Here is an 11,204-nt window from a genome sequence, read left to right as displayed (position 1 = left end):
TAAAATAACCCTTTTGATAATGTTTATCGAAAGGGTTATTTTTTGATGTAATTCTATTCTAGTAATTCCAAATGCCTTACATATGCATTTAAATCATTAATTTGCTCCTAGCATAGGCCACACAAATTTATGTTATTGGACAAACCTACAGTTAAAACAAATTCATCCAAAAAGAAACCAAAAGCTATATGGGAATATTTTGATTATAGAAATAATCAAGTGAATCAAATTGGTTTAATTTTTTTTGTATCATTTGTAATCGCCACATCATTACATTATTTTTTTGAAGACCGTTTTTCAGAAGAACGCTGGAAACAAAGTCCTATGAACCGTTATGAAATGATAGATGATATTATAGACAGAAATCTCTTTATTAATGATACAAAAAGAGAGGTTATACAACAATTAGGCTACCCTAAAGAATCTAATTATAAAGACGCAGACCAATTTAACTATTATGTTGGTGTTCGCGGAAAATTTAAAAATGGAGACATTAAACAGTTTACGCTATTTTTTAGAAATAACCACGTTATTAAAACTGCAATTACACGGAGTAAAGATTAGTTACATTGCTTTTTAGTTTAACTATATTTCTTAAAATAAGAACCATTATTATCAAATTTTAATGATGTTACTTTAAAGGTATTTCAGGTTATCGAAAGTATCAAACATTCATCGAATATCATATTGCACTGTAAACCAATACTCTTTTTGGAAGTTTTCAAAATATTAACAGTAATATATTAATTCCGTAAAAATCATTTCAAATTGCGCTTCAAATTTGGAACAACAACTTTTTTAATAGTAATTTTCGACAAGCTATTAATATCAAAATCTACATAATATGCAAATCGGTATTCCAAAGGAAATTAAAAACAATGAAAACCGAGTTGGTATGACACCAGCTGGAGTTTTTGAATTAACTAAAAACAAACATGTTGTTTACGTACAAAAAGAAGCTGGTTTTGGCAGTGGATTTTCAGATTTAGATTATATAGACGCTGGCGCAATTGTATTAGATACAATTGAAGAAGTCTATGCCTCTAGTGACATGATTGTTAAAGTAAAGGAGCCAATTGAACAAGAGTATCCATTGATACAATCACACCATGTTGTATTTACGTATTTTCACTTTGCATCTAGTGAGCCTTTAACTAAAGCAATGTTAAAAAGTAAAGCGGTTTGTATTGCTTATGAAACTGTAGAAGATAAAGATGGCTCTTTACCATTATTAACACCAATGTCTGAAGTTGCCGGAAGAATGGCCATACAACAAGGTGCCAAATATTTAGAAAAACCTATAAAAGGTCGTGGTGTATTATTAGGTGGAGTTCCTGGCGTTCCTCCAGGACGCGTTTTAGTTTTGGGCGCTGGTGTAGTAGGTATCCAAGCGGCTAAAATGGCGGCTGGTTTAGGAGCACATGTTACTATAATGGATATTAACATGAAACAATTAAGATATGTTAACGATGTTATGCCTAGCCATGTTGTTACAGAATTCTCTAGCGAATATAATATTAGAAAACGAATTAAAGATCACGATTTAATTGTTGGAGGTGTTTTACTAAAAGGCGCAAAGGCACCAAAATTAATAAGCAGAGATATGCTTAAGGATATGAGACCAGGTACTGTATTAGTAGATGTCGCTGTAGACCAAGGTGGTTGTATGGAAACTACAAAAGCCACAACACACGAGAACCCAACCTATATCATTGATGATGTAGTACACTATTGTGTAGCTAATATGCCAGGTGCAGTACCATATACTTCAACGCTTGCTTTAACAAATGTTACGTTACCATACGTAATTAGATTAGCAAACCAAGGATGGGAAAAAGCTTGTGAAAAAGACCCAACATTGGCTAAAGGTTTAAATATTGTTAATGGCAAAATAGTCTACGAAGAAATAGCTGAAGCTTTTAACTGGTCTGTAGATGCTATATAAAAAAAACCTGTCATAATTTTACTGACAATTTTGCTTAACCAAAATTTGGCTTACTATTTGTTATATTTACAATTGTAAAATCAAAATTCGATTTAAATTATGATGGGATATTATATTATTGCAGGAGTTATCTTTTTAGTAAGTTCTTTTGTAAGCAGAAAGTTAAAAAGCAAATTTGAGCATTACTCAAAACTTCATCTAAGAAATGGATTAAGCGGAAGAGAAATTGCGGAAAAAATGCTTGCAGACAATGGCATATATGATGTAGAAGTAATTTCAACACCTGGTCAATTAACAGACCATTACAATCCCGCAAATAAAACGGTAAACCTCAGTGAGGTTGTATATAACCAGCGAAATGCTGCTGCTGCTGCCGTTGCTGCTCACGAAGTTGGCCATGCTGTACAACATGCAACAGCGTATAGTTGGTTAACAATGCGTTCTAAAATTGTACCAGCTGTTAGTATTAGTAGTAAGCTATCTAATATTGTTATTATGGCTGGTTTAGTTTTGTCTGCAACAAGCTCATTTGGTAGTTCTATACTACTTCTGGGAATTATTTTATTTGCCGTAACTACACTTTTCACTTTCATTACACTTCCTGTAGAATACGATGCTAGTAATAGAGCTTTGGCTTGGCTAGAAAACAAAAATATGGTAACCAGAGAAGAACATGCAGGTGCAAAAGACGCGTTAAAATGGGCTGCAAGAACTTATTTAGTTGCCGCATTAGGGTCATTAGCAACCTTATTATATTTTGTAAGCATATTTCTAAACAGAAGATAAAATTTGATATATAAGTAAGATACATTTTATAGTTACCTAATAATAAAAGCTTTGAATTTCAAGGCTTTTATTTTGTTTTAAAGTCTGAATTCAACTACATTTATACAACTAATCTTATTTAATTTCTATGGAAAATCAAATCCCAAACCACTTACCTCAAAAAGTATTAATCGGTAATCTATCTGAAGCAGAACGTGTTGCGTTCTACAAAAAAACTTATGCACATGTTGCAGGAGGCGTGCTTGTTTTTGTTTTGTTTGAATATTTATTATTACAAAGTGAAACCATCGTTGACTTTATGCTATCTATGACCGAAGGCTACAAATGGTTAATTATGCTCGGCGGATTTATGCTTGCTACAAACTATGCAGAAAGTATGGCTATGCGCACAACAGATAAAAATATGCAATATTTAGCCTATGGTATTTATATATTTTTTGAAGCTTTAATTTTTATACCTATGCTTTATATTGCTGCTGTATATATGGATTCTGGTTTAGAATTATTGTACCAAGCATCAATAGTTACATTAGCTCTATTTTCTGGCTTATCTGCCACAGTATTATTAACTAAAAAAGATTTTTCATTCTTAAAAACAGGTTTAACAATAGGATTCTTTATTGCAATTGGTTTAATTATAGCTGGTGCTTTATTCGGATTTAATTTAGGATTATGGTTCTCCGTAGCAATGTGTTTACTTGCTGGTGGTTCTATATTATACCAAACCTCTAACTTAGTTAAAACTTATGGTATGGAAGATTATATACCAGCTGCATTAGGACTGTTTGCCTCTTTAATGTTATTATTTTGGTACATCTTAAGAATATTTATGTCTAGAGATTAAGAATTTCTAAACCTTAAAAAATAAAAAGCCCAATTGATTTCTCAATTGGGCTTTTCTAATAGATATTATTTGATTTTGTTACCATTTTTATCGTAAAAATGGTATTCAAGATATGTGTAAGCATCTCTAGGTAAAACTTTTACCCATTTTTTGTGTTCAACAAACCACTTTGAACGTACTGATGGAAACCCTTTGGTTAAAAAGGCTGCTATAAAAGGGTGTGTATTAAGTGTTACCTTTTTATAGTCTTTTTTGAAAATGCGCTCTAGGTCTTGATTAATTCGTTCTATCACCTTAATCGGTGCTTCAATTTCATCGCCTCCTATGAGGTTAGGATTTTCTTCTTTCGTTTTAATATTACGCTCTGGCCTAACGCGTTGTCTGGTTATTTGCACTAATCCAAACTTACTCGGCGGCAATATTTTGTGCTTTGCTTTATCATCTTTCATCTCATCTCTAAGATAATTATAAAGCTTCTTTCTGTTTTCTGCTTTGCCCATATCTATGAAATCAACAACAATAATTCCTCCCATATCACGTAATCGTAATTGGCGAGCAATTTCTTGCGCAGAAATCATATTGACTTCTAAGGCAGTGTCTTCTTGGTTCTTCTCTTTGTTAGAGCGATTACCACTGTTTACATCTACAACATGAAGGGCTTCGGTATGTTCTATTACCAAGTAGGCACCTTTTGCCATAGATACGGTTCGTCCAAATGATGTTTTTATTTGGCGTTCAATACCAAATTTTTCAAAAATAGGAACACCATTTTTATAGTATTTAACTATAGACTCTTTGTTTGGTGCAATTTGCTGCACATAATCTTTTACTTGTAAGTACAATGCTTCATCGTCTACAACTATACCAGAAAATGAATCATTAAAAATATCTCTCAGAATTGAGGATGCTTTGTTCATTTCTCCCAGTACTTTGGTTGGGTGATGTGCTTTATACAATTTTTTACACATTGCTGTCCATCGATCCAGCAAGTTTTGTAAATCACTATCTAGCTCGGCAACTTTTTTGCCTTCTGCTACTGTACGTATAATAACGCCAAATCCCTTAGGTGTAATACTTTTTACCAGTCTTTTTAAACGGTCTTTTTCTTCTTGCGAATCAATTTTTTGCGAAATTGAAATACGATTTGAAAAAGGTACCAAGACAATGTATCTACCAGCAATAGATAATTCTGAACTAATGCGTGGCCCTTTTGTAGAGATTGGCTCTTTTACTACTTGTACTAATAAAGATTGATTAGATTTAATAGCATTTGCTATGCTACCATTTTTGTCTAAATCTTTCTCCATAGGAAAATCCTTAAGGGTATAATCCTTAAGCTTCCCTGTGCTTACACGCTTAATGAATTTTAAAAGTGAAGGCAATTGTGGTCCTAGATCATGATAGTGTAAAAAACCATCTTTCTCATAGCCAACGTTAACAAACGCAGCGTTTAAACCAGGAATAACCTTACGTATTTTGGCAATAAAAATATCACCAACTGAAAAGTTGTTATCCTCTTCGTCTTTATGCAATTCAATAAGTTTTCCATCTTTTAATAAAGCAAAATCAACAATATCTGAACTCGATCTTACGATTAATTCCTTGTTCATAATGTTAATTTATATCTAACTCTTAATTGAGATAGATGGAGTTTACTAAATTTTTTGACACAGGTCCCGAAAAAACATCGGGATTCCAACAAATCAACAGCACTCTATTAAATGCTGAAAATTCTATATCAAAGAACGTTTCATTAAAACTGAAAAAAGTAGTTTAAAAACTACTTTTTTCAATTTATTTTTTCTTGTGACGATTAGCGCGTCTACGTTTTTTACGCTTGTGCGTCGCTACCTTGTGTCTTTTTCTTTTTTTACCACTTGGCATAATAAATAATGCTTTTTAATTAATATTTTGTTTTAAATGCTTTATTAGTTCACTTCAACATTAGATTTAACACCTTCTAAAAATACTTTTGCAGGTTTAAATGCAGGTATGTTGTGAGCTGGAATTTTTATTGTAGTATTTTTTGAAATATTACGACCTGTTTTTTCAGCTCTTGTTTTAATGATGAAACTTCCGAAACCTCTTAAATAAACATTATCTCCACTTTCTAAAGATGTTTTTACTTCTTCCATAAAGGTTTCAACAGTTGCTTGAACGTCACCTTTTTCAATACCTAACTTATCAGATATTTTTGCTACCAAATCGGCTTTTGTCATTATTATTAGTTTTAGGGTTACTATTAAATTCTAAGGGTTGGCAAATATAAGTAATTTAATTTCAATATTTCAAACGTAATTAATTAAATTTTAACGTTCTAAAGATTTAATTTTGCCTCAACACTTTTTAAACTAAATGGACTTCAAATATACATTAATTAATTGGTATTCAGCACATAAGAGGGATTTGCCTTGGCGTAAAACCAAAAATCCTTACAACATTTGGCTCTCAGAAATTATTTTACAACAAACACAAGTAAAACAAGGTCTACCGTATTACGAGGCTTTTACCTCTAATTTTCCAACAATATTTGATCTTGCTACAGCTTCTGAAACAGAAGTTTTAAAATTATGGCAAGGGCTAGGTTATTACTCTAGAGCAAGAAACCTTCATACAACTGCAAAACATATAGTAAATGAATTTAATGGTGTTTTTCCTAATACTTACAAAGACCTCTTAAAACTTAAAGGTGTGGGTGATTATACGGCTAGTGCTATTTCTTCTATTGCATTTAATGAAGTTGCCGCTGTGGTTGATGGTAATGTGTACAGAGTACTATCTCGATATTTTGGTATTAAGACACCTATTAATTCAACTGTAGGCATTAAAGAATTTAAAAAATTAGCTTCTAACCTAATAGACACAAAACAACCAGATATTTACAACCAAGCTATTATGGAGTTTGGAGCATTACAATGCAAGCCTAAAAATCCTAATTGCCATAGTTGTCCATTGTGTAAAAGTTGTGTCGCTCTTCAAAAAAAATCAATTGACTCACTCCCTGTTAAAGTAAAAAAAACCAAAGTGTCCACTAAATATTTCAACTTTTTAGTTTGTATAGATTCTTCTAATAAGACGCTTTTTCAAAAACGAACGCATAAAGGTATTTGGCAAAATCTTTACCAGTTTCCACTGATTGAAACAGAGAAGAGCCTTTCTTTAGAAGAATTTCAACTTTTAGATATTAAAAATGTTTTATCTAATACTTATATTAAAGATTACGCTTTATATAATGAAACTGATATTGTGCACAAATTATCTCACCAGCACTTATATACTAAATTCTGGATTATAGAAGTGGACAGGCTTTCTAAAGAAGCCATTTCAATAGATGCTCTTACAAAATATCCTTCGCCAGTGCTTATTAGTACGTTTATAGAAAATTTCAAATTTTAGAAACTTAAAGAAATCACATTTTTTTAGTACTTTTAAATTAGTGTTGTACAAATGAGTAACTTTGTATATTAAATTTAAATATTATGGCTGGAACCTTAAATAAAGTGATGCTTATCGGAAACTTAGGCGACGAAGTAAAAATGCATTATTTTGACGATAAAAATTGTGTTGGTCGTTTTCCTATAGCTACAAGTGAGTCTTATGTTAGTAAACAAACCAATGAACGTATCACAAATACGGAATGGCATAATATTGTAGTAAGAAATAAAGCTGCTGAAATCTGTGAAAAATATCTTTCTAAAGGAGATAAAGTATATATTGAAGGCCGTATTAAAACTAGAAAATGGACAGATGATAAAGGTATGGAACGTTATTCTACAGAAATACAATGTGATGAGTTTACCTTTTTAACACCCAAAACAGAGCAACAAGTACAAAAGCCTACAATGCCCAGCTCTAATCCTAAGCCACAATCTTCTGCGCCAACCAACACGGAACCAGAAGTCGATGATGATTTACCTTTTTAATATTAAACAAACATTATCTTGGACCCAGAACCCACGGTTTTATTCATAACTTTTTTAGCCATCAATGCCTCGTTTATTTGGAGTGTTGTATTACTTGTGGTCTTATTAATTTGTTCTGCTTTAATCTCAGGAGCAGAAGTTGCTTTGTTTTCGCTTACTAAGTCTGATCTAAATGAAGGTTTAGAGAATCAATCACCTGCAATGCAAGTTATTGCGCAGCTCCTAGAACGACCTAAAAAGCTATTAGCCACCATTTTAGTAGCTAATAATTTTATAAATATTGCCGTAGTACTGCTCTTTGCGTATATCGGTGAAACTTTATTTAATGATATTACAAATTCATTATTAAGGTTTTTAATTGAAGTGGTTTCAGCAACATTTTTAATCTTACTTTTTGGTGAAATTATTCCTAAAATTTATGCCAATAGAAATAGTGTAAAATTCTCCTCGTTTATGTCTAGGCCATTAAAGACTTTAGATATTTTGCTATCTCCAATAAGTCTTCCAATGCGTTACGTAACTATTTTAATTCAGAATAATTTTGGTAAACAACGCTCTAATCTTAGTGTAGACCAATTATCACAAGCGTTAGAATTAACCAACCAAGAAGACACCACACAAGAAGAACAGAAAATATTACAAGGCATAGTTTCCTTTGGTAACACAGATACCAAACAAGTTATGAGACCAAGAATGGACTTATTTGCTTTAAGTATTGACACACCTTTTGAAATAATAATTAAAGAAATTATAGATAATGGCTATTCTAGAATCCCTGTTTATAATGAAAGTATAGATTCAATTAATGGCGTACTTTATGTAAAAGATTTATTACCACATCTTAACAAGAAACAATTTGATTGGACCACCTTACTTCGTGAACCCTTCTTTGTACCTGAAAACAAAAAATTAGACGATTTAATGGTAGAGTTTCAAACTAAGAAAGTTCATTTAGCTGTAGTTGTAGACGAATATGGAGGCACTTCTGGTTTAGTATCATTAGAAGATATTATTGAAGAAATTGTTGGCGATATTAGTGATGAATATGATGACGACGATTTAATATACACTAAATTAGATAACAAAAACTTTAGTTTTGAAGGTAAAACTCCCTTAAAAGATGTTTACAAAATAGTCGGTATTACTGAAGATATTGAATATTTTGAAAGTAAAAAAGGGGAAGCCGAAACCTTAGCAGGATTTGTATTAGAAATTTCAGGTGGTTTCCCTAGAATAGGAAGTAAAATAAATTTTAGAAACTACGATTTTACTATAGAATCTTTAGAACGAAAGCGAATAAAACAAATAAAACTTACCTTGTTAGATTAACGAGAGCGGAAAAAACATATAACCTATTTTCTAAGACTTAATAATAGAAAATTTTATATGCTTATAAATATTAAACCAATGAAACGATTAACACTACCTTTATTAAGCTTATTAATGCTAAGTTGTGGTAACGACCCATTACCTAAACCAAAAGGTTATTTAAGATTAGAGTACCCAACTGCTAAATATAAAGAAGCCTTAGTGCCATTACCATTTACGTTTGAAAAAAATGAATTGGCAAATCCCATTAGTAGCGTAAAATCTACGTCATCCTCCAATGGTGTAGATCTTAAATATCCTGCTTTAAAAGCCACTATTTATTTAACCTATAAAGAAATTAAAAACGGAAATTTAGATAGCCTGCTGCGTGATGCTCAAAACCTCACACAAAAACATACCATTAAGGCAGATGAAATTTCTTATAAAGATTTTGAAAATAAAGAAAACAAAGTTTACGGTATGTTATACGAAATTGGAGGTGATGCCGCATCGCAATCACAATTCTACGTTACAGATAGCATTAAACACTTTTTAAGCGGTTCTTTGTACTTCTATGCAAAACCAAATTATGATTCTATATATCCTGCTTCAGAGTATTTAAAAAAGGATATTAAACATATTATGGAAAGTGTTAAATGGAAGGAGTAAAATAAGTTTAAAACAATAAAAAATGCCACTGAAATTCAGTGGCATTTTTTGTTTCAGAAAATATTCTAATTTACTCGTCGTAATCTTCTGGATTTTGCCATTCCCAAACACCATCTGTTTTAATTACAGCAAAGTCTTCAGTACCGCTAGCACCATTATAAATATCAACAGTAACAATATATTTTTGCCCTTCTTCCGCATTAGGATCTAAATTATCTAGTATAACACCCATTGCCGTTTTCATTTGAGCATCAGTCCAACCAGAGCTACCAGTAGTTCTATTAAAGTTTCCATAACTATCTAAATTGCTTGCTGCAGATTCAAAACCAGGCTCGGTTAATAATGTTGAAGCAACTAAACTATAATCAGAACTTATTACAGTATATCTAATAGTGTTATCTGGCACCCATATTCCATCTTCTTTTCCAAATTGTAAGGTTGTAGAAATAGTAGACTCATATCCTGTCCATTCACCTCCTACTACAGAATACAAATTACCTCTTAATTGAGCACCACTACTACTTGATACATACTTATAAATAACAATCAATTCATCTTCTTCTTGAGCAAAAGGATATTTAATACTTAAAAAAGTAGGTAAATAATTATCAGCAGGAATAGAACTACCAAAATTACTTAACCCCATTGATTCAAAATCTTCTTCACTTAAAATATATACACCTTCAGACAATACCCATTCTCCATCAGTATAAGTATAATATACTTCTGTGTCAACAGTTTCTCCCTCAACACCAGCAACTTTAATAGTAGCCAACTCAATTTCCCAAGTACCACTAACATTTAAGTCAGATTCATATTTAAAGGCAATATGTATAGTTTCTCCTTCGTAAGCAGAAAAACTATAGTCATCAGATGTAACCGCAGTCCAACTATCACCAGCAGGAACAGGATTCACATCAATTATATCCCATGTTGCCGTTGTCACATCTCCAGTAAAATCTGTAGACACATAAATATTGTAATAATCTAATTCATTCGCATAATTTAAAACCTGGGTTACTTGAAATAACGGATTAACTTGACCAGTTAAATCAATCTCAGCAGAAATTAACCAATCTTCATTTATATTACTACTCGAATCTGCATATCCACTCATTTTAGCTCCATAACTTGAACCTTCCCAAACTTGATCACCAACAACACTAATCGCTGTATAATCTAAAAGCGTTCCTGCTGCAACGAAGTCTGCTTCGTAAATATTTGCAATACCTTCAACCGGTTCTTCTGTATATTGTTTATAAGAAGCGAGTACTATTTGTCCCTCAGTAGGGTTAACAATTTCTGAAGCCAGTATATTAGGAATATAATCAGAAGGGTTTTCATTAGGATAAAATGCTATGGCATTTAGAGAACCTTGAGGGTAATCTTGTAGACCTAAAGAATATGTGTCAGCATAAACAAAATCGTTAACACCGTCAGAACTTCCAAGATATAGGTCATAACCAACTAAAACCGATGATCCATTACCCCAAAAAGGATATAAATCTTCCAATAATTGTGGTATAGAATCCTTAGCTTGTTGCTCTGAATCAAAGGTTCCATATATCAATCCTAAAGCATCATAATCATCGTCAGTCAAGGTATATTCCGCCTCTCCTACAACAGAGTCATCTTGTGAGTCAATTTCATTATGAATATCTTCTACGGGATTACAACCCACAAAAGCCATACCTATAAAGGCTAATAAATAAATAACTTTTTTCATATT

11 protein-coding genes are annotated in these 11,204 nt (G+C 32.0%); 8 read left to right on the top strand and 3 right to left on the bottom strand.

Translation table 11 applies throughout. From position 1 onward, the window contains the following. Positions 1–135: 135 nt before the first annotated feature. The 4 genes from GN138_RS08860 to GN138_RS08845 all read left to right on the top strand — a co-directional run bounded on the left by GN138_RS08860 (position 136) and on the right by GN138_RS08845 (position 3,575). The gene (locus tag GN138_RS08860) at positions 136–564 is read left to right on the top strand and encodes a hypothetical protein (protein WP_157363448.1); all 429 of its coding nucleotides are present in this window, start codon (positions 136–138) and stop codon (positions 562–564) included. A gap of 280 nt (positions 565–844) precedes the next feature. Further along, on the top strand, positions 845–1,945 hold the full coding sequence (gene ald, locus GN138_RS08855) for an alanine dehydrogenase (protein WP_157363447.1): 1,101 nt from the start codon (positions 845–847) through the stop codon (positions 1,943–1,945). Between the two features lie 99 nt (positions 1,946–2,044). Next, on the top strand, positions 2,045–2,731 hold the full coding sequence (locus GN138_RS08850; protein ID WP_157363446.1) for a zinc metallopeptidase: 687 nt from the start codon (positions 2,045–2,047) through the stop codon (positions 2,729–2,731). Positions 2,732–2,858: 127 nt separating this feature from the next. Next, entirely contained in the window at positions 2,859–3,575 is a 717-nt protein-coding gene (locus GN138_RS08845) for a Bax inhibitor-1/YccA family protein (protein ID WP_157363445.1), read from the top strand. Positions 3,576–3,640: 65 nt separating this feature from the next. Here GN138_RS08845 and GN138_RS08840 read toward each other — a convergent pair whose 3' ends face one another. Together GN138_RS08840 and GN138_RS08835 are read right to left on the bottom strand one after the other, a co-directional pair. After that, positions 3,641–5,185, bottom strand: a complete 1,545-nt coding sequence (locus GN138_RS08840) for an Rne/Rng family ribonuclease (protein ID WP_157363444.1) — start codon at positions 5,183–5,185, stop codon at positions 3,641–3,643. 318 nt (positions 5,186–5,503) lie between these two features. Then, positions 5,504–5,794, bottom strand: a complete 291-nt coding sequence (locus GN138_RS08835) for an HU family DNA-binding protein (protein ID WP_008270198.1) — start codon at positions 5,792–5,794, stop codon at positions 5,504–5,506. A 136-nt stretch (positions 5,795–5,930) separates the two neighbouring features. Here GN138_RS08835 and mutY point away from each other — a divergent pair, with 136 nt between their 5' ends. From mutY to gldD, 4 genes are all read left to right on the top strand, one after another. Continuing rightward, positions 5,931–6,971: an A/G-specific adenine glycosylase gene (mutY, locus tag GN138_RS08830; RefSeq protein ID WP_157363443.1), complete on the top strand. Its 1,041-nt coding sequence runs from the start codon at positions 5,931–5,933 to the stop codon at positions 6,969–6,971. An 83-nt stretch (positions 6,972–7,054) separates the two neighbouring features. Beyond that, positions 7,055–7,498, top strand: a complete 444-nt coding sequence (locus GN138_RS08825) for a single-stranded DNA-binding protein (protein WP_157363442.1) — start codon at positions 7,055–7,057, stop codon at positions 7,496–7,498. Between the two features lie 18 nt (positions 7,499–7,516). Further along, positions 7,517–8,827 carry a gliding motility-associated protein GldE gene (locus GN138_RS08820; protein WP_157363441.1) on the top strand — a complete coding sequence of 437 codons (1,311 nt, stop codon included), beginning with the start codon at positions 7,517–7,519 and terminating at the stop codon, positions 8,825–8,827. A 78-nt stretch (positions 8,828–8,905) separates the two neighbouring features. Next, complete coding sequence (gene gldD, locus GN138_RS08815) at positions 8,906–9,475, top strand: gliding motility lipoprotein GldD (protein ID WP_157363440.1); 570 nt, start codon at positions 8,906–8,908, stop codon at positions 9,473–9,475. A 70-nt stretch (positions 9,476–9,545) separates the two neighbouring features. Here gldD and GN138_RS08810 read toward each other — a convergent pair whose 3' ends face one another. Further along, positions 9,546–11,201, bottom strand: a complete 1,656-nt coding sequence (locus GN138_RS08810) for a choice-of-anchor J domain-containing protein (RefSeq protein ID WP_157363439.1) — start codon at positions 11,199–11,201, stop codon at positions 9,546–9,548. Positions 11,202–11,204 lie beyond the last annotated feature (3 nt).

The sequence above is a fragment of the Winogradskyella endarachnes genome (assembly GCF_009741275.1).
In the GTDB taxonomy this organism is placed as follows: Bacteria; Bacteroidota; Bacteroidia; order Flavobacteriales; family Flavobacteriaceae; genus Winogradskyella; species Winogradskyella endarachnes.
This window is presented reverse-complemented; position numbering and strand designations above follow the sequence as displayed.

Bases quoted from the DNA above. Each gene is read 5' to 3' on its own strand.
- GN138_RS08835 (WP_008270198.1), bottom strand. From the start codon at position 5,794: ATGACAAAAGCCGATTTGGTAGCAAAAATATCTGATAAGTTAGGTATT.
- GN138_RS08840 (WP_157363444.1), bottom strand. From the start codon at position 5,185: ATGAACAAGGAATTAATCGTAAGATCGAGTTCAGATATTGTTGATTTT.
- ald (WP_157363447.1), top strand. From the start codon at position 845: ATGCAAATCGGTATTCCAAAGGAAATTAAAAACAATGAAAACCGAGTT.
- mutY (WP_157363443.1), top strand. From the start codon at position 5,931: ATGGACTTCAAATATACATTAATTAATTGGTATTCAGCACATAAGAGG.
- GN138_RS08845 (WP_157363445.1), top strand. From the start codon at position 2,859: ATGGAAAATCAAATCCCAAACCACTTACCTCAAAAAGTATTAATCGGT.
- gldD (WP_157363440.1), top strand. From the start codon at position 8,906: ATGAAACGATTAACACTACCTTTATTAAGCTTATTAATGCTAAGTTGT.
- GN138_RS08850 (WP_157363446.1), top strand. From the start codon at position 2,045: ATGATGGGATATTATATTATTGCAGGAGTTATCTTTTTAGTAAGTTCT.
- GN138_RS08825 (WP_157363442.1), top strand. From the start codon at position 7,055: ATGGCTGGAACCTTAAATAAAGTGATGCTTATCGGAAACTTAGGCGAC.
- GN138_RS08810 (WP_157363439.1), bottom strand. From the start codon at position 11,201: ATGAAAAAAGTTATTTATTTATTAGCCTTTATAGGTATGGCTTTTGTG.